Here is a 17,074-nt window from a genome sequence, read left to right on the forward strand (position 1 = left end):
GCCCGTGCCCGGCACGGGCATCGAAGCGGGTACGCGAGGAGGATTCCGGTCATGACGCACCAGGACACGACCCCCGAAACCGCCGCGGGAACAGCACCGGGCACGACTGCGGCGAACGCTGCAACCGGGGCTCACCTTTCCGCGCCCGCGGTGCCTGCCGCCTCCACCGACCCGGATCGCTGGGGCCGGGTGGCCGACGACGGCACGGTTTACGTGCGCACCTCCGGCGGCGAGCGGGCGGTCGGATCGTGGCAGGCGGGCGCCGCGGCCGAGGGGCTGGCGCACTACGCGCGGAAGTTCGACGACGTGCGCACCGAGGTCGAGCTGCTGGAGACCCGGATCAGCGGGCACTCCGGCGATCCGAAGCAAGCGCTGACCAGCGCACGCCATCTGCGCGACGGGCTGGCCGAGGCGGCCGTCGTGGGCGACCTGGATTCGCTGCGCGCTCGTGTCGAGCACCTCGTGACGCGCGCCGAGCAGGCGGTGCAGGACGCGAAGGCGCACAAGGACCAGGTCCGGGCGGACGCGGTGGCGCGCAAGGAAGCGCTGGCAGCCGAGGCGGAGCAGATCGCCGCGGAGGCCACGCATTGGAAGTCGGCGGGCGACCGGCTCCGGGCGATCCTGGACGAGTGGAAGACCGTCCGGGGCGTGGACCGCAAGACCGATGAGCAGCTCTGGCGCCGGTTCTCCAAGGCCCGGGACGCGTTCAACCGCAGGCGCGGCTCGCACTTCGCCGAACTGGACCGCCAGCGCGCGACGTCCAAGGCGCACAAGCAGGAGCTGGTGGAGGAGGCCGAGTCGCTGACCGAGTCCACCGACTGGGGCGCCACCGCCACCCGCTACAAGCAGTTGATGGCGGATTGGAAGGCGACCGGGCGCGCCCCGAAGGACAGCGATGAGGCGCTGTGGCGGCGGTTCCGGGCCGCGCAGGACACGTTCTTCGCACGGCGCTCCGCGGCGTTCTCGGAGCGCGACGCGGAATTCGCGCAGAACGCGACGGCCAAGGAGGAGCTGCTGGCCGAGGCCGAGACGATCGACCCGAAGGCGGACCTGCAAGCCGCGCAGCAGCACCTGCACCGCATCCAGCAACGCTGGGACGAGATCGGCAAGGTGCCGCGCGAGCGGATGCGGGAGCTGGAGGGCAGGCTGCGGACGGTTGCCGACCGGGTACGCACGGCTTCGGAGACGCAGTGGCGGCGCACCGACCCGGAGGCACAGGCGCGCGTCGAGCAGTTCCGGGAGCGCGTCGAGCAGTTCGAGGCGCAGGCGGAGAAGGCGCGGGCCGCCGGGGACGCGAAGCGGGCCAAACAGGCCGATGAGCAGGCCGAGCAGTGGCGAGTCTGGCTGTCGGCGGCGGAGCAGGCACTCGAAGACCGCTGAGCGGGCATCCCAGGCCGCCGCGTTGACGACCGCTTGAGGCGACGCCTCGCCGAGTTCCACGGGGTTTGCGCCTCGATGCGTGCCGCAGTCCGCGACTGCTGTTCAACCAGCCTCAACAGGCTTCGCTGGGCGCTCAGCACCACGTCAGGGCCGCCTGAGCACCACCCGAAGCCACTGCACGGCCAGCACCACGATGCACACCACGGCCAGCACCAGTCCCAGCGACGGCCCGCCTTCGGGCACCGTCTGCCGGGACCAGATCGCGGTGACCCCCTCGAACGACACGATGATGCAGGCCATTCCGGCGACCCACGCCAGCGCCCAGCGCCGGGTGGCCAGCGCGAGCGCGCTGAGCAGGACCCCGGCGATGGTGGAGTTGATCGCGAACAGCCGCGGCAGCAGCGTGATCTTCAGCGCGGGATCGGCCTGGCCGAACAGCACCTGCCACCCGGTGGCGTCGCCGATCCACGGCAGGATCGAGCACAACACCAGCACGAGCATCACCCCGGCGATGGTCAGCGCCGTGGTGCCGGGATCGATGCGGCGCAGCAGGTCGCGCTCGGCCTTGGAGAGTTCTTTGCGACCCTGCTCGTCCGCGGCTGCGGCCGGATTCGCACCTGCCACCGGCTCGTCCCGCTGCCCGCCGTCGTGCTTCGGTTCCTTGGCATCGTCGCTCAACACGCACATCCCTGTTCGGCGGCCGGCTGCGGTTGTGGTGCGCCGAAGGACGGGAGTCCGAGGCTGACCCCGGAGGTCTTGGGCCGTTCGCCCACCTCCCAGTGGTCCCCGGCGCGGGTTCGGCGGTGCGCGGTGATCTCCCCGTCGGCGACCAGGTGGTGCGGCGCGGCGCGGGTGACCGCGGTGTGCACGACGTCGCCGGGGCGGATCTCCCGGTCGATGGCTCCGTCCGGGGCGAAGTGCACCAGCCGTCCGTCGCGGGCGCGGCCGGACAGCCTGCGGGTCTCGCTGTCCTTGCGGCCTTCGCCTTCGGCGACGAGCAGTTCGACCTCCGTGCCGACGAGTTCCTTGTTCAGTTCCCAGGACATCTCGTTCTGCAGCGCGACCAGCCGTTCGTAGCGCTGCTGCACGACCTCCTTCGGCAGCTGGCCCGGCAGGTCGGCGGCGGGCGTGCCGGGCCGCTTGGAGTACTGGAAGGTGAACGCGCTGCTGAACCGGGCTTCGCGCACGACTTCCAGGGTCTGCTCGAAGTCCTCTTCGGTCTCACCGGGGAAACCGACGATGATGTCGGTGGTGATCGCCGCGTCCGGCATCGCTTCCCGGACCTTGCGCAGAATGTTCAGGTACCGCTCGGAGCGGTAGGAGCGGCGCATCGCCTTGAGCACCCGGTCGGAGCCGGATTGCAGCGGCATGTGCAGCTGGTGGCAGACGTTGGGGGTCTCGGCCATCGCCTCGATCACGTCGTCGGTGAAGTCCCTCGGGTGCGGCGAGGTGAACCGCACCCGCTCCAGGCCGTCGATCTCCCCGCAGGAGCGCAGCAACTTGCCGAACGCGAGCCGGTCGCCGAATTCGACGCCGTAGGCGTTGACGTTCTGCCCGAGCAACGTCACTTCGAGCACGCCCTCGTCGACCAGGGCCTGGACTTCGGCCAGCACGTCGCCGGGGCGGCGGTCCTTCTCCTTGCCGCGCAGCGCGGGCACGATGCAGAAGGTGCAGGTGTTGTTGCAGCCCACCGAGACGGACACCCAGCCGGAATAGGCGGATTCGCGGCGCGCGGGCAGCGTGGAGGGGAACACGTCGAGGGATTCGAGGATCTCGACCTCGGCCTCCTCGTTGTGCCGGGCGCGCTCCAGCAGCGTCGGCAGCGAACCGAGGTTGTGCGTGCCGAACACGACGTCCACCCAGGGCGCGCGGCGCACGATCTCGCTGCGGTCCTTCTGCGCCAGGCAGCCGCCGACGGCGATCTGCGTACCGGGGTGGTTCTGCTTCACCGGACGCAGGTGGCCGAGGTTGCCGTAGAGCCGGTTGTCGGCGTTCTCGCGGACCGCGCAGGTGTTGAACACGACCACGTCCGCCTCGGTGTCCTTGGGCGCGCGCACGTACCCGGCTTCTTCCAGCATCCCGGAGAGCCGTTCGGAGTCGTGCACGTTCATCTGACATCCGTACGTGCGCACCTCGAAGGATCGCGCGGCGTCCCGCTCAGCCATGCCTCAACGGTATCTCCTGGTCAGAGGCCGAATGGAAGCACCCTGCCCAGCATCGCGGGCAGCGGCCCACAACGATTCGACGAGTTCGGTTCGTGCACGCATGGAATGCGATCCCGGTGGATGCGCGGGAACCGCCGCACCGGAGCCATTCCGTTCGTTTCGCCTTTCGGGCACGAAGCGAGCAGAATTGCTCCATCCGGAGCATCCGCACCATATGGACTAACCGGCCTGGTCGGCCTAGGTTTTCGCCAGCAGAACCGGATTCTTCGGCAAGGAGCGCGCATGACCCCGGAATCGCCGATGATCCGCATGTCCGCGGTCGACAAGCACTTCGGACCGGTGCACGTGCTGCGGGACATCGAGCTGACCGTGCCCCGCGGTCAGGTCGTGGTCGTGCTCGGCCCGTCCGGTTCCGGCAAGTCCACGCTGTGCCGCGCGATCAACCGCCTGGAACCCGTCGACTCCGGCACGATCGAGATCGACGGCACGCCGCTGCCCGCGGAGGGCCGCGCGCTGGCCGGGGTGCGCGCCGACGTCGGCATGGTCTTCCAGCAGTTCAACCTGTTCGCGCACAAGACGATCCTGGACAACGTCACCCTCGGGCCGATCAAGGTGCGGCGCTCGGACAAGGCCACCGCCGAGCAGGAGGCGACCGCGCTGCTGGACCGGGTCGGGATCGCGGATCAGGCGGCCAAGCATCCCGCGCAGCTGTCCGGCGGGCAGCAGCAGCGCGCCGCGATCGCCCGCGCGCTGGCGATGAAGCCGAAAGTGATGATGTTCGACGAGCCGACCTCCGCGCTGGACCCGGAAATGGTCAACGAGGTGCTCGACGTCATGGCGGGGCTGGCCGCCGAGGGCATGACGATGCTGGTGGTCACGCACGAGATGGGTTTCGCGCGCCGCGCCGCGCACCGCGTGTTGTTCATGGACGACGGGCGGATCGTCGAGGACTCCACTCCGGACCGCTTCTTCCAGGGCGCCGAGAGTCCGCGGGCGCAGGACTTCCTGAGCAAGATCCTCACCCACTGACGGCGGCTCCGGCCGCGAAAATCCGGTTCACCGCAGAGAGGGGATTGCCGAGATGAAAGCGCGGAACGTGCGCTGGGGCGTGCTGGTGGCGTCGCTGGCGCTGGCCCTGACCGCCTGTGGCGGCGGAGGGGGCAATCAACTCGCCGGGGGTGGCAACGAGGTCGCCGTGGACCGCGGCGCCAAGTTCGAGCCGGGCAGCACGATGGCGAACCTGCAGCAGGCGGGCAAGATCCGCATCGGCGCCAAGTTCGACCAGCCGCTGTTCGGCCTGCAGGGACTCGACGGCAAACCGCAGGGTTTCGACGTGCAGATCGCCAAGATCGTCGCGGCGAAGATGGGCCTGTCGCCGGAGCAGATCGAGTGGGTGGAGACCCCGAGCAAAACCCGCGAAGAGGTCATCGAGCAGCAGAAGGTCGACATGGTCGTGGCGACCTACACGATCAACGACAACCGCAAGGAGCGGATCAGTTTCGCCGGCCCGTACTACCAGGCCGGTCAGGACCTGATGGTGGCCCGCGACAACACCGGCATCACCGGCCCGGAGTCGCTGCGCCCGACCGGGGCGAAGGTCTGCTCGGTCACCGGTTCCACCCCGGCCGAGGAGATCAAGAAGTACGTCGATCCGCAGAACCTGGTGCTCTTCGACGTCTACTCGAAGTGCTCCGACGCGCTGCGCACCGGGCAGGTGCAGGCGGTGACCACGGACAACGTGATCCTGATGGGCCTGGTGGAGAACGGCGGCGGCCGGTTCAAGCTGGTCGGCAAGCCGTTCACCGCGGAGCCCTACGGCATCGGGATCAAGAAGGGCGACGTGGCGTTCTGCCGGTTCATCGACGACGCGCTGACCGAGGCTCAGGCCGATGGCAGCTACCAGAAGGCGTGGCAGACCACCGCGGGCAAGGTCTCACCGCAGGTGCCGCCGCTTCCGCAGTTCGACGCCTGCGGCTGATCGGAATCCGGGAGGGGCGTGCGTCCCTCCGCCACGCACTCTGCGCCGGAGGGCCTCGTGCACGTCCTCATCGACAACCTGCCCCTCTACCTCAGCGGCCTGCTGCGCACCCTGCAGATCTGCGCGTACGCGGGCGTGCTGGCCCTCGTGCTGGGCACCGTGATCGCCGGTTTCCGGGTCGCACCGCTGCCGCCGCTGCGCGCCGCCGGGACCTCGTGGGTCAACGTGTTCCGCAACTGCCCGCTGACCGTGGTGCTGTTCTTCATGGCGTTCGGGCTGCCCGAGCTGGGGTTGAACGGCTCGTACTTCTGGTTCGGCACCGCCGGGCTGGCGCTGTACACCTCGGCGTTCGTGTGCGAGGCGATCCGCAGCGGCATCAACGCGGTGCCGCCGGGGCAGGCGGAAGCCGCGCGAGCGGTCGGGCTCGGGTTCGGACAGGTGCTGCAGCTGGTGGTGCTGCCGCAGGCGGTGCGCACCGTGGTGCCGCCGCTGGGCAACGTGCTCATCGCGATGATCAAGAACTCGGCGATCGTGGGTGCTTTCGGCGTCGGCGGCGACCTGTTCGCGGTCGGCGACACCCTGACCTCCGCGCGGGGTGAGGCGGCACTGCCGGTGCTGACCGGTGTCGTCATCGGCTACCTGGTGATCACGATCCCGGCCGGGCTGCTGCTGGGTGCCCTGGAGCGGAAGGTGGCGATCGCGCGATGACGAACTCCGTGCTCTACGAGGCACCGGGCCCGGTGGCGCGGCGGCGGAGCATGCTGGCCAGCGCAGGAGTCGGCGTGCTGCTGCTGGCGGTGCTGGTCTGGGTCCTGGTGGCGCTGGGCACGCGCGGGCAGTTGACCGTGCAGAAGTGGGGTCCGCTGATCGACCCCACGAACGACACGTTCGCGCCGTTGTGGAGCCTGCTCGGCGCGGGACTGGCCAACACCTTGCTGGCCGCGGTGCTGGCCATGCTGTTCGCACTGATCATCGGGACGCTGCTGGCCGTGACGCGGTTGACCGCGGCGGCTTGGTACCGGTGGGCCGTGGTCGGCGTGGTGGAACTGCTGCGCGGCGTTCCGGTGGTCATCGCGATCTACTACGCCAGCCGCGTGCTGCCTTCGCTCGGCGTGGACCTGCCGCTGCTGTGGTACCTGGTGATCGGGTTGACCGCGTACAACTCGGTGATCATCGCCGAGATCGTGCGGGCCGGGATCCTCGCGCTGCCGCGCGGGCAGAGCGAAGCCGCTTATGCGATCGGACTGCGGAGATCGCAGGTGCTCACCACGGTGCTGCTGCCGCAAGCTTTCCGGGCGATGCTTCCGGCGCTGATCAGCCAGCTGGTGGTGATCCTGAAGGACACCTCGCTGGGCTTCATCATCTCCTACGTCGATCTGGTGCGGCAGGGCCAGATCGTGATCCAGAACCTGAACAATCCGATCCAGACCTACTTCGTGATCGGGGTGGTGTTCGTGCTGATCAACTACGCGCTGAGCCGAGTCGCGGTGGCCACCGAGCGACGCGTCGGCCGCGGCCGCAAGGGCGCCCCGGTGGTCGAAGGCGTCGAGTGAGCCGGCTCAGCCCGGAGTCGCCTGCACCCCTTCGGGCGCGAGCGTCGCGTCGTAGGCGCGCTGCCAGCTGCCGTCCGCTACCGCGGTGCGCAGGGCCGCGTCGATCTGGTCGCGCAGCACGTCGTCGCCGGACTTGAGGCCGACGAACTGCTGTCCGCCGTCGGTGACCGCGTACGGACCGACCGCGGAGACGCCCTGCCGGGCCGGGTCGACGCCGCCGATCTGCAGGTCCACGCTGCCGCCTGCGAGCGCCTCGGATTGCAGGGTGGCCGGCAGCATGCGGAAGGAGACCTGGGTGGCGGGGTCCAGTCCGAGCTCTTGTGCGATGCGGCGCGCGATCTCCACGTCGAAGCCGCGGTATCCGCCCGCACCGTCGCGCGCGGCGAACTGCCGAGCGTCCGCGCGCAGGCCCACGAGGAGTTTGCCGCGCGTCCGGATCTGCTCCAGCGTCGGCGAGGTGTCCAGCTGGACGCCGCCGGGCGAAGGGACGGGGGCGGGGGCTTGCGGCGACGGACGCGCCGCCGGGGGCGGTGCACTCGCCTGACCGGTTTCGCCCTGATCGTGCCCAGTTCCCTGATTGACGCCGCCGCCTTGCCCGGAGCATCCGGCGAGCATTCCGATCGCCAACACCAACACCGCCACACCCGTGCGCATGCGCCCCATCCTGCCAGCACGCCCCGGCGGTTCGGTCAGGCGCGGTTCACCGGCCGTCGCGGAATGGGCGAAAAACTGCCTCTCGACGGGTTCCTGTCAGCCTCAAGAATTGGCGATGTCGAACGTCTCGCGGAACATGTCCAAGTGGTTCCCGAGACCACTGGGACCGTCTCAGCGCGGTCAGGGTCAACCGGCGGCAACCGTTCGACGTCCGCGGCCGTTGCCGCGCGCCGCGGCCTTCGGCTGCGAACACGAGCCACGGTCTGCCGACTCCGCTGATCCGCACACGACGTCCGGACACTCCCCACCACCATCCGGTCTTCGCTGGTCAGGCCATTGGCCGCGCACCGTACGGCGGCACGTCATCGGCCGTACATCCGCCGTTAACACTCGCAATCGGGTTCTGTATCGGTTTTGATTTCCGCGTCACAGCCGCTACTGTGGCTGCCGTCACGGAGATCAGAGGCGCCAGCGTCGTCGCCCTCGTGCGCAGCCAGCACCATTTGCGTCAGGAGGCGAGGAATGGCGACGCGAACGCCCATCCATCCCGTCGTGCGGCAGGTGACCGAACGCATCGCGAACCGCAGCGAGACCACCCGCCGCGCCTACCTCGAACGCATCGGCAACGCCGCCGCCGACGGGCCGGTGCGCGCCGGAATGCCGTGCAGCAACCTCGCGCACGGTTTCGCAGGCTGCAGCGGCGCCGACCGCATCGCCGTGCGCGGCGAGCGCAAACCCGGCGTGGCGATCGTGTCCGCCTACAACGACATGCTCTCCGCGCACCAGCCGTACGCGGAGTTCCCGGAGTGGATCAAGGACGCGGTGCGGCAGGCGGGCGGCGTCGCGCAGTTCGCCGGTGGCGTGCCCGCGATGTGCGACGGGATCACCCAGGGCCGCACCGGCATGGAGCTGTCGCTGTTCTCCCGCGACGTGATCGCGATGGCCACCGGCGTCGCGCTCTCGCACGAGATGTTCGACGGCGCGCTGCTGCTCGGGGTGTGCGACAAGATCGTGCCCGGGCTGCTGATCGGAGCGTTGGCCTTCGGCCACCTGCCCACGATTCTGGTGCCCGCCGGGCCGATGCCCTCCGGCCTGCCCAACGCGGAGAAGAGCCGCATCCGCCAGCTGTTCGCCGAGGGCAAGGCCACCCGCGAGGACTTGCTGGAAGCCGAGTCGGCCTCGTACCACTCCCCCGGCACCTGCACCTTCTACGGCACCGCCAACTCGAACCAGCTGGTCGTCGAGGTGATGGGCCTGCACCTGCCGGGTTCCAGCTTCGTCGCACCCGGCACACCGCTGCGGCAGGCCCTCACCGAAAAGGCTTCGCAGCGGGTCGTGGAGATCTCGAGCGGTCCCGAACGCACCGCGATCGGCGAACTGCTCGACGAGAAAGCACTGGTCAACGGAGTCATCGCGCTGCTGGCCACGGGCGGTTCGACGAACCACACGCTGCACCTGGTGGCCATCGCCGCGGCCGCGGGCATCGAACTGACCTGGGACGACTTCGCCGAGCTGTCCGCGGTGGTGCCCTCGCTGTCGAAGGTCTACCCGAACGGTTCGGCGGACATCAACCACTTCGCCGCCGCCGGAGGCGTGCAGACCCTGGTCGGCCAGCTGCTCGACGCGGGCTTGCTGCACCCGGACGTGCGCACCGTCGCCGGGTTCGGCTTGGACCGCTACCGGCAGCAGCCGTTCCTCGAAGACGGTGAACTGGTGTGGCGCGACGCCCCGGTCGAAAGCCTCGACCCCGAGGTGCTGCGCGGCGTGCACGAACCGTTCGCGCCGGACGGCGGGCTGCGGGTGCTGGACGGCAACCTCGGCCGCTCGGTCATCAAGGTCTCCGCGGTGAAACCCGAGCACCGCGTGGTCACCGCACCCGCGCGGGTCTTCGACGACCAGCACGATTTCACCGCGCTGTTCAAATCCGGCGAGCTGGACCAGGACGTCGTGGTCGTCATCCGCAACCAGGGACCGCAGGCCAACGGGATGCCCGAGCTGCACGGGCTCACCCCCTCGCTTGGCGTGCTGATGGACCGCGGGCACCAGGTCGCGCTGGTCACCGACGGGCGGATGTCGGGAGCCTCCGGCAAGATCCCCGCGGCCATCCAGCTCACCCCGGAAGCCACCGCGGGCGGGCCGCTCGCCCGGGTGCGCGACGGCGACATGGTCCGGCTCGATGCCGAGCACGGAACCTTGGAAGTGCTGGTTCCCGACGCCGAGCTCGCCGCCCGCGAACCCGCGGCCGGGGTGCCTGCGATGCAGCACGGCACGGGTCGCGAGTTGTTCACGGCGTTCCGCGGCTCGGTCGGCCGCGCCGACCAGGGCGCTAGCGTGTTCGGGTCGCACCGCCGCACGGCGCCCAGCGATCTGCACGCCTGAACGGAAGTGATCCCGTTGAACCCGAGCGGAAGTGATCCCGTGAACACCGCCTCCGAGGTGCTCGACCTCAGCCCCGTGGTCCCCGTCGTTGCGCTGGACGACGCCGCGCACGCGGCGCCGCTGGGCCAAGCGTTGCTGCGCGGCGGCATCAAAACCATCGAAATCACCCTGCGCACCCCCGCCGGGTTGCCCGCCATCGAACGGCTCGCGGCGGAAGTCCCGGAGATCGTCATCGGCGCGGGCACCATCACCGAACCCGGGCAGGCCGACAAGGCGCGCCAAGCCGGGGCCCGCTACATCGTCACTCCCGGGGCGACCGACGAACTGCTCGACGACATCGAAGCCACCGGCCTGCCCTACCTCGCCGGGATCAGCACCGTGTCCGAGGCGATGCGGCTGGCCGCACGGGGTGCGACGGCGATGAAGTTCTTCCCCGCAGAACCCAGCGGCGGCGTGCCATACCTGAAGTCCATCGCCGGACCGCTGCCGCACCTGCGGTTCTGCCCCACCGGCGGGATCGACGCCGACAACGCCGCGCGCTACCTCGCACTGCCCAACGTCGGCTGCGTCGGCGGATCGTGGCTCGCCCCGAAATCACTGCTGGCCGCGGGCCAGTGGGGCCAGGTCGAGGCGCTGGCGCGGCAGGCGGCCGCGCTGGGACCGGCCTGACAGGGACAGTGCACAGCGTGGTGCACGGGGCTCAGCGGCGGACGGCGCTCCGCCGCTGAGCCGTTCCGGATTGTGCGAGCACGTACCGGCGATTGCGGGTCGCTGCTCTACGCCGTGACCTGCTCATCCGGCGTCGGCCGAGTGCTCAACCGCAAGATCCGTCAGGTGGTTCGTCTCGGCGGTGATGCGGGCGACGGCTTCGGCGATGTCCGCGGCGACCGGGACTCCGGCCGTCTCGAGGGAACGGCGGCTCATGACGCCGGTCGCGACCAGCACGCAGCCGGTGCCGGCTTCCGCGGCGGCCTGAGCATCGTCGAGCACGTCGCCGACGAGCACCACTTCCGCCGGGTCACGGGCGAGTTCGGCGAGGTGGCGCTTCAGATGAGCGGCCTTGGCGCCGCCGCCGACCTCGTCGCGCAGCCCGTCCACGCGCTCGAACAGCGAGTGCAGGTCGAGTTCGGTGACCAGCGCGACGAGCTCGTCGTGGAACCACATCGACAGCAAGGACTGGGTACGTCCGGCTTCGCCCCACTCCGCGAGGACGTCCGGCACGCCGGAAGCGAGTCGAGCGGTGTGCAGCAGCTCCCGATAGGACCCGTGGTAAAGCTCCTCGAGATGCGTCCATTCGGCATCGGTGAGCGTGCGATCGAGCAGCCGCTCGTAGCAGTGCACCAGCGGGCGGCTGAAGATGGACCGCCAGTGCTCCAGATCGATGCGCTCCCGGCCGAACGCCGTGCACACCTCGTTCACCGCCGCTACCACGGCGTCGTTGTCGTCGAGCAGCGTGCCGTTCCAGTCCCACACGATGTGCGGCGCCGACTGCGCGCGCATAGCTCCCCCGTAAAGATCGACCGGCAACGTTCGTGCACCCTACCGAAGGACCGCGATCCGCCAGCGGTACCGAGACCAGCCATCCCGGACAAGCCGCGGAGCGCGGACAGGAGCCGATCGTTGAACTACGGACACCGCCTGGCGACCCGTGACGATCTACCGGCGATCGTCGACATCTACAACAGCTCGATCCCGGACAAGACCAGCACTTGCGATTTGGAGCCGGTCACGGTCGCCGACCGGACCGCGTGGTTCGACTCCTCGGACCCGCGAATCCGGCCGATCTGGGTCGGCTACGAATCGGATGCACCGCAGATCGTGACCGGTTACCTGTCTTTCGACCGGTTCCTGAACGGTCGGCCCGGGTACGACGTGACCGCAGACATCGCGGTGTACCTGCATCCGGAGCACCGCGGCAGCGGGCAGGGCAGCCACCTGCTGGGCGAAGCTGTCCAGCACGCGCCCGAACTCGGCGTGCGGAACCTGGCCGCGAGCATCTTCGCCAGCAACGAGGCCAGCATCCGGCTCTTCCTGCGGCACGGCTTTCAGCGATGGGGACTGCTGCCGGAAGTGGCCGATCTGGGCGGCGTGGTGCGAGATCTGGTTTTCATGGGACGGCCGGTGGGCGCGCCTCGGTCGTAACGTTCGGGCGAGGCGGGAAACGCCCGGGCGGTCAGGGTGTGTCGAGCTCGCCGGAACCGCCGTTCAACCCGGCATTTTCGAGTTCTTCCTTGCACACCCGGAAAGCCAGGCCCTCCGGGTAACCCTTGCGGGCGAGCATGGCGACCATGCGGCGCAGCAGTTTCATCGAATCGTCGGCGCGGGAGGTGCGCAGCTTGCGGCGGACCAGCTCACGCGCACGTTCCTCCTCCGCTTCGGAGTCCACACTGGACAGCGCGTCGTTCACCAGCTCCTCGCCGACGCCCTTGCGGCGCAGTTCGTAACCGAGAGCCTTGCGCCCCAGACCTTGGTTGCGCTGGCGTTCCTGCACCCACGCTGCGGCGAACTCCGCGTCGTCGACCAAGCCCGCATCGATGAACTTCTGCAGCACCGCATCGGCGATGTCTTCGTCGATCTCCTTGCGCAGCAATGCCTGCCGGAGTTCGGAACGGCTGCGGGCACGCACCGCCAGCAGGCGATAGACGACGTCCCTGGCCTGCGCCTCCGGGGACTGCTCTTCCTCCGCGGGCGCCCCCCTCTTGCCGGTGCGCTCCCGCCGCGAGGATCGTTCCTCCTGCGCGGGCCGGTGCGCACGCTCATTCCGCTTGTTCTTTCGCGAGCTGCCGCTACTTGTGGACGCACGGTCCGGCAGGTGCTCCGCGGATGCGTCGGGCTCCGGCGATCGGTCGTCGGAATCGGGGTCGCCGGAGTCGGGGTCGCCGCCGGAGATGCCGCGACCTCCGCCAGTGCGGCCTCGCCGGGATTCCCGTTGCTCGCGCGGCAACGTTTCCGCTGAGGAGGAGACCGAATCGCGACGGGAACGGGCACCGGCCAGCCGGTCGGCGCCCGCCGGCTCATCGCGTGCGGCGACTCCCGGGTGCCGTTCCGCCGGATCGCTCGCCTCGGTGGAAGTCGACGGCGACGCGTCCGGCTCCGTGCTCCGCCACACGCCACCGGACGGCGTCCCGCGCCGCGGTCGCGGGCCCGGCCTGGTGCGCGACGGCTCCTCCGACCCGGCCGGGAAGTCCGGCCACGGCGAAGGTTCCGGCCACGACCAGGACTCGGCGCCTTCGCCGTCCGGGGAATCGGGCTCGGGTTGAGCGAAATCCTGTTCGCGCATGATCCGCGCGATCAGAACTCGACGGGAGCGGGGTCGCCTTCTTCCTCGTCCACCTTGGCCCCGATGCCCAGCTTCTCCTTGATCCGCTTCTCGATCTCGTTGGCCACGTCCGGGTTGTCCCGCATGAACTTGCGGGCGTTCTCCTTACCCTGGCCGAGCTGGTCGCCTTCGTAGGTGTACCAGGCACCGGACTTGCGGATGATGCCCTGCTCCACGCCCATGTCGATCAGCGAGCCCTCCCGGCTGATCCCGACGCCGTAAATGATGTCGAACTCGGCCTGCTTGAACGGCGGCGCGGTCTTGTTCTTCACCACCTTCACCCGCGTCCGGTTGCCCACCGCGTCCGAACCGTCCTTCAACGTCTCGATCCGCCGCACGTCCAACCGCACCGACGAGTAGAACTTCAACGCCTTGCCACCGGTCGTGGTCTCCGGGCTTCCGAACATCACACCGACCTTCTCGCGGAGCTGGTTGATGAAGATGGCGGTGGTCTTGGCGTTGTAGAGGGCCGAGGTGAGCTTGCGCAGGGCCTGGCTCATCAGGCGGGCCTGCAGGCCGACGTGGCTGTCGCCCATTTCGCCCTCGATCTCGGCGCGCGGCACCAGCGCGGCGACCGAGTCGATGACGATGCAGTCCAGCGCGCCGGAGCGGATCAGCATGTCCGCGATCTCCAGCGCCTGCTCCCCGGTGTCCGGCTGGGCCACCAGCAGCGCGTCGGTGTCCACGCCGATCGCCTTGGCGTACTCGGGATCCAGCGCGTGCTCGGCATCGATGAACGCCGCGGTGCCGCCGAGTTGCTGGGCGCCCGCCACCGCGTGCAGCGCGACCGTGGTCTTACCGCTGCTCTCCGGGCCGTAGACCTCGACGATGCGCCCCCGCGGCAGACCGCCGATGCCCAGTGCCACGTCTAGCGAGATGGATCCGGTCGGGATGACCTCGACCGGTGCCCGCGACTCCTCGCCGAGCCGCATCACCGATCCCTTGCCGTACTGCTTGTCGATCTGGGCCAGGGCGAGTTCGAGCGCCTTGCCCTTGTCCTGGCCCTTGTCCGGTGTCGATGCCATCGGGGTCCACCTTGGTCACGTCGAACTTCGTCGGATCGGAACCGACGCTACGGGGTGGGACCGACACTCCGGCCGCCTGGCCGACCTACCGCGCGACGAGCACCGGGCGGCCGGGAGGCGGCGAACATCGGGGTTCGATCCGCACTTGCGATCTTAGACGAACGGATGTTCGATCATCGAGCCGACACGCCGGTTCCGCCACCCGGGCGTGTGAAGAATCAGCGCCGGACGAGATCAACGCCGCGCCGCGGGCACCTCGAAGACCTCGCACAACGTCTCCCACACCTGCTTCGGCGACATCCCGGACTCCAGCGCCTCATCGGCCGTGCGTCCGCCGAGCTGGGACATCACGTGGTCCTGGGCGAGCATTTCGGCGCGGATCCGGCCGAACTCCTCGGCCATGCGCCGACGGAAATCGGTGTGTCGCATCGCCGGCCAGCCTACTGGCGCCCGCCGGCGGCGTACGGTCGTGGTGTGCTGCTGCAAGCCGACCCGACCGGCCTGTCCGGCCCGCTCGGGCAGTTGGTGATCGCGGCGATGCTGCTGGTCGCGATCATCGTCGCGCTGCGCTGGTTCTGGGACCGGCGCAACCGCTGAGCCCCGCTCCCGCCCGCCGCACGACGGCGCCTTCGAGACCATCCGGCCCGCGCCCGCCGGGAATCGCCGGACTGTCGGTCCCGTGGTCCAGCATGGAGGGGTGAGCGACGTGCTGGACGGATTCTCCCCCGAAACCCGCGAATGGTTCCGGGGCGCGTTCCACGCGCCGACGCAGGCCCAGGCCGGTGCGTGGCAGGCGATCAACGAGGGCGAGCACGCCCTGGTGGTGGCGCCGACCGGTTCGGGCAAGACGCTGGCGGCGTTCCTGTCCGCGCTGGACGGGTTGGCCGCCGCGGGGCCGCCGCAGGACCCGAAGCAGCGGTGCCGGGTGCTGTACGTCTCGCCGCTGAAAGCGCTGGCGGTGGACGTGGAGCGGAACCTGCGGGCGCCGCTGACCGGCATCCGGCAGGCGACGCAGCGCCGGGGCGGTGCGATGCCCGAGATCCGCGTGGGGATGCGCACCGGCGACACTCCGGCCGATCAGCGGCGCGCGTTCGCGCGGACGCCGCCGGACGTGCTGGTGACCACTCCGGAGTCACTGTTCTTGCTGCTCACCTCGGCCGCGCGGGACTCGCTGCGCGGGGTGGAGACGGTGATCGTGGACGAGGTGCACGCCGTGGCGGGCACCAAGCGCGGGGCGCACCTGGCGTTGTCCCTGGAGCGGCTGGACGAGCTGCTGGCCACCCCGGCGCAGCGCATCGGGCTCTCGGCGACGGTGCGGCCGGTGGACGAGGTGGGCACCTACCTCACCGGTGGGCGCCCGGTGCGCGTGGTGCAGCCAGAGCATCCCAAGCAGGTGCAGGTCAGCGTCGAGGTGCCGGTGCCGGACATGGCCGAACTCGGGCAGCCGACCGGCGAGGTGGAGGGTCCGGCGGCGGGCGCCGAGCAGCACACCTCGATCTGGCCGTCGGTGCAGCAACGGGTGCTGGAGCTGATCGAGGCGCACCGCTCGACGATCGTGTTCGCGAACTCGCGGCGGCTGGCCGAGCGGCTGACCGCGGGGATCAACGAGCTGGCCACCGAGCGCGCGGGCGAGTCGGCCGAGCCCGAGCGGTTCCCCGCGGAGGCGGTCGGCGGCTCGGGGATCACCACCGGTGCGGCGGTGACGGTGGCCCGGGCGCACCACGGCTCGATGTCGAAGGAGCAGCGCTCCTCGGTGGAGGAGGAGCTCAAGTCCGGCGAGCTGCCGTGCGTGGTGGCGACCTCCTCGCTGGAGCTGGGCATCGACATGGGCGCGGTGGACCTGGTGGTGCAGGTCGAGACGCCGCCGAGCGTCGCGTCCGGGTTGCAGCGGGTCGGCCGCGGCGGGCACCAGGTGGGCGCGGTTTCGCGCGGGGTGGTGTTCCCGAAGTTCCGCGGTGACCTGGTGGGCTGCGCGGTGGTCGCGGAGCGGATGGCCGACGGGCTGATCGAGGCGCTGGCGTTTCCGCGCAATCCGCTGGACGTGCTGGCCCAGCACGTGGTGTCGATGGTGGCGATGGACGCCTGGCCGCTGGAGTCGCTGGCGCGGGTGGTGCGTCGGTCCGCGCCGTTCGCGGGATTGCCGGATTCGGCGTTGCACGCGGTGCTGGACATGCTCGCCGGGCGCTACCCGAGCGAGGAGTTCGGGGAGCTGCGGGCGCGCATCGTGTGGGACCGGGTGCAGGACGAACTGCGCGCGCGCCCGGGTGCGCAGCGGCTCGCGGCGACTTCGGGCGGCACGATCCCGGATCGCGGGTTGTTCACCGTAACCACGCCGGGCGACGAGGAGGCTGGCCGCGGCGGCGTGCGGGTCGGTGAGCTGGACGAGGAGATGGTCTACGAGTCGCGGGTGGGCGACACGTTCCTGCTGGGCACCTCGTCGTGGCGGGTCGAGGACATCACGCACGACCGGGTCGTGGTGGTGCCCGCGCCGGGTCAGCCCGCGCGGATGCCGTTCTGGAAGGGCGATTCGCCGGGGCGGCCGCTGGAGCTGGGCCGCGCGCTGGGCGCGTTCGTGCGCGAGGTTTCGGCCGCGGATCGGGAGACGGCGAGCGCCCGGGTCC

General features: G+C 70.2%; 17 protein-coding genes. 10 read left to right on the forward strand and 7 right to left on the reverse strand.

Annotation, left to right across the window (positions count from 1 at the left end; all coding sequences use genetic code 11):
• Positions 1-51: 51 nt before the first annotated feature.
• Entirely contained in the window at positions 52-1,380 is a 1,329-nt protein-coding gene (locus tag IJH84_RS14925; protein ID WP_295145470.1) for a DUF349 domain-containing protein, read from the forward strand.
• A 144-nt stretch (positions 1,381-1,524) separates the two neighbouring features.
• Here the strand turns inward: IJH84_RS14925 and IJH84_RS14930 are convergent, their stop codons facing one another.
• The gene (locus IJH84_RS14930; RefSeq protein WP_233627752.1) at positions 1,525-2,058 is read right to left on the reverse strand and encodes a hypothetical protein; all 534 of its coding nucleotides are present in this window, start codon (positions 2,056-2,058) and stop codon (positions 1,525-1,527) included.
• The gene (gene miaB, locus IJH84_RS14935) at positions 2,055-3,545 is read right to left on the reverse strand and encodes a tRNA (N6-isopentenyl adenosine(37)-C2)-methylthiotransferase MiaB (protein WP_295145473.1); all 1,491 of its coding nucleotides are present in this window, start codon (positions 3,543-3,545) and stop codon (positions 2,055-2,057) included. Before miaB ends, IJH84_RS14930 begins: the two co-directional genes overlap by 4 nt.
• Positions 3,546-3,845: 300 nt before the next feature.
• Between miaB and IJH84_RS14940 the strand changes: the two genes are divergently transcribed.
• From IJH84_RS14940 to IJH84_RS14955, 4 genes are read left to right on the forward strand one after another with little or no spacing between them, the layout of a single operon-like run.
• On the forward strand, positions 3,846-4,574 hold the full coding sequence (locus IJH84_RS14940; protein WP_200071501.1) for an amino acid ABC transporter ATP-binding protein: 729 nt from the start codon (positions 3,846-3,848) through the stop codon (positions 4,572-4,574).
• A gap of 52 nt (positions 4,575-4,626) precedes the next feature.
• Positions 4,627-5,523 carry a glutamate ABC transporter substrate-binding protein gene (locus tag IJH84_RS14945; RefSeq protein WP_200071255.1) on the forward strand — a complete coding sequence of 299 codons (897 nt, stop codon included), beginning with the start codon at positions 4,627-4,629 and terminating at the stop codon, positions 5,521-5,523.
• A gap of 57 nt (positions 5,524-5,580) precedes the next feature.
• Positions 5,581-6,231: an amino acid ABC transporter permease gene (locus tag IJH84_RS14950; RefSeq protein WP_200071254.1), complete on the forward strand. Its 651-nt coding sequence runs from the start codon at positions 5,581-5,583 to the stop codon at positions 6,229-6,231.
• Positions 6,228-7,076 carry an amino acid ABC transporter permease gene (locus IJH84_RS14955; RefSeq protein WP_200071253.1) on the forward strand — a complete coding sequence of 283 codons (849 nt, stop codon included), beginning with the start codon at positions 6,228-6,230 and terminating at the stop codon, positions 7,074-7,076. Before IJH84_RS14950 ends, IJH84_RS14955 begins: the two co-directional genes overlap by 4 nt.
• A 6-nt stretch (positions 7,077-7,082) precedes the next feature.
• Here IJH84_RS14955 and IJH84_RS14960 read toward each other — a convergent pair whose 3' ends face one another.
• Positions 7,083-7,730, reverse strand: coding sequence for a transporter substrate-binding domain-containing protein (locus IJH84_RS14960; protein ID WP_200071252.1), 648 nt, complete (start codon positions 7,728-7,730; stop codon positions 7,083-7,085).
• A gap of 522 nt (positions 7,731-8,252) precedes the next feature.
• Between IJH84_RS14960 and edd the strand changes: the two genes are divergently transcribed.
• Positions 8,253-10,109 (forward strand): phosphogluconate dehydratase, encoded by a 1,857-nt coding sequence (edd, locus tag IJH84_RS14965; protein ID WP_200071251.1) that lies wholly within the window; start codon positions 8,253-8,255, stop codon positions 10,107-10,109.
• A gap of 39 nt (positions 10,110-10,148) precedes the next feature.
• Complete coding sequence (gene eda, locus IJH84_RS14970; protein WP_200071250.1) at positions 10,149-10,778, forward strand: bifunctional 4-hydroxy-2-oxoglutarate aldolase/2-dehydro-3-deoxy-phosphogluconate aldolase; 630 nt, start codon at positions 10,149-10,151, stop codon at positions 10,776-10,778.
• Between the two features lie 123 nt (positions 10,779-10,901).
• Here the strand turns inward: eda and IJH84_RS14975 are convergent, their stop codons facing one another.
• Complete coding sequence (locus tag IJH84_RS14975; RefSeq protein WP_200071249.1) at positions 10,902-11,609, reverse strand: HAD family hydrolase; 708 nt, start codon at positions 11,607-11,609, stop codon at positions 10,902-10,904.
• A 120-nt stretch (positions 11,610-11,729) separates the two neighbouring features.
• On the opposite strand from IJH84_RS14975, the gene IJH84_RS14980 reads away from it, so the two are divergent.
• Positions 11,730-12,251, forward strand: a complete 522-nt coding sequence (locus IJH84_RS14980; RefSeq protein WP_295145480.1) for a GNAT family N-acetyltransferase — start codon at positions 11,730-11,732, stop codon at positions 12,249-12,251.
• 31 nt (positions 12,252-12,282) lie between these two features.
• Here the strand turns inward: IJH84_RS14980 and IJH84_RS29295 are convergent, their stop codons facing one another.
• The 3 genes from IJH84_RS29295 to IJH84_RS14995 form a co-directional block, all read right to left on the reverse strand.
• On the reverse strand, positions 12,283-13,389 hold the full coding sequence (locus tag IJH84_RS29295) for a regulatory protein RecX (protein ID WP_367269027.1): 1,107 nt from the start codon (positions 13,387-13,389) through the stop codon (positions 12,283-12,285).
• A gap of 11 nt (positions 13,390-13,400) precedes the next feature.
• Positions 13,401-14,453, reverse strand: coding sequence for a recombinase RecA (gene recA, locus IJH84_RS14990; protein WP_295145482.1), 1,053 nt, complete (start codon positions 14,451-14,453; stop codon positions 13,401-13,403).
• Between the two features lie 234 nt (positions 14,454-14,687).
• Entirely contained in the window at positions 14,688-14,882 is a 195-nt protein-coding gene (locus IJH84_RS14995) for a DUF3046 domain-containing protein (RefSeq protein WP_200071245.1), read from the reverse strand.
• 45 nt (positions 14,883-14,927) lie between these two features.
• Between IJH84_RS14995 and IJH84_RS15000 the strand changes: the two genes are divergently transcribed.
• Both IJH84_RS15000 and IJH84_RS15005 read left to right on the forward strand, forming a co-directional pair.
• Positions 14,928-15,050 carry a hypothetical protein gene (locus IJH84_RS15000; protein ID WP_255520903.1) on the forward strand — a complete coding sequence of 41 codons (123 nt, stop codon included), beginning with the start codon at positions 14,928-14,930 and terminating at the stop codon, positions 15,048-15,050.
• Positions 15,051-15,150: 100 nt separating this feature from the next.
• The coding region (locus IJH84_RS15005) for a DEAD/DEAH box helicase (RefSeq protein ID WP_295145485.1) at positions 15,151-17,074 on the forward strand (1,924 nt) is incomplete at its 3' end.

Source organism: Saccharopolyspora sp. (assembly GCF_017434145.1).
In the GTDB taxonomy this organism is placed as follows: domain Bacteria; phylum Actinomycetota; class Actinomycetes; order Mycobacteriales; family Pseudonocardiaceae; genus Saccharopolyspora_C; species Saccharopolyspora_C galaxeae.

Excerpts from the sequence above, each read along its gene's own strand:
- IJH84_RS14925 (WP_295145470.1), top strand. The coding sequence starts at position 52 with ATGACGCACCAGGACACGACCCCCGAAACCGCCGCGGGAACAGCACCG.
- miaB (WP_295145473.1), bottom strand. The coding sequence starts at position 3,545 with ATGGCTGAGCGGGACGCCGCGCGATCCTTCGAGGTGCGCACGTACGGA.
- IJH84_RS14940 (WP_200071501.1), top strand. The coding sequence starts at position 3,846 with ATGATCCGCATGTCCGCGGTCGACAAGCACTTCGGACCGGTGCACGTG.
- IJH84_RS14945 (WP_200071255.1), top strand. The coding sequence starts at position 4,627 with ATGAAAGCGCGGAACGTGCGCTGGGGCGTGCTGGTGGCGTCGCTGGCG.
- IJH84_RS14955 (WP_200071253.1), top strand. The coding sequence starts at position 6,228 with ATGACGAACTCCGTGCTCTACGAGGCACCGGGCCCGGTGGCGCGGCGG.
- IJH84_RS14960 (WP_200071252.1), bottom strand. The coding sequence starts at position 7,730 with ATGCGCACGGGTGTGGCGGTGTTGGTGTTGGCGATCGGAATGCTCGCC.
- edd (WP_200071251.1), top strand. The coding sequence starts at position 8,253 with ATGGCGACGCGAACGCCCATCCATCCCGTCGTGCGGCAGGTGACCGAA.
- IJH84_RS14975 (WP_200071249.1), bottom strand. The coding sequence starts at position 11,609 with ATGCGCGCGCAGTCGGCGCCGCACATCGTGTGGGACTGGAACGGCACG.
- IJH84_RS29295 (WP_367269027.1), bottom strand. The coding sequence starts at position 13,389 with ATGCGCGAACAGGATTTCGCTCAACCCGAGCCCGATTCCCCGGACGGC.
- recA (WP_295145482.1), bottom strand. The coding sequence starts at position 14,453 with ATGGCATCGACACCGGACAAGGGCCAGGACAAGGGCAAGGCGCTCGAA.
- IJH84_RS14995 (WP_200071245.1), bottom strand. The coding sequence starts at position 14,882 with ATGCGACACACCGATTTCCGTCGGCGCATGGCCGAGGAGTTCGGCCGG.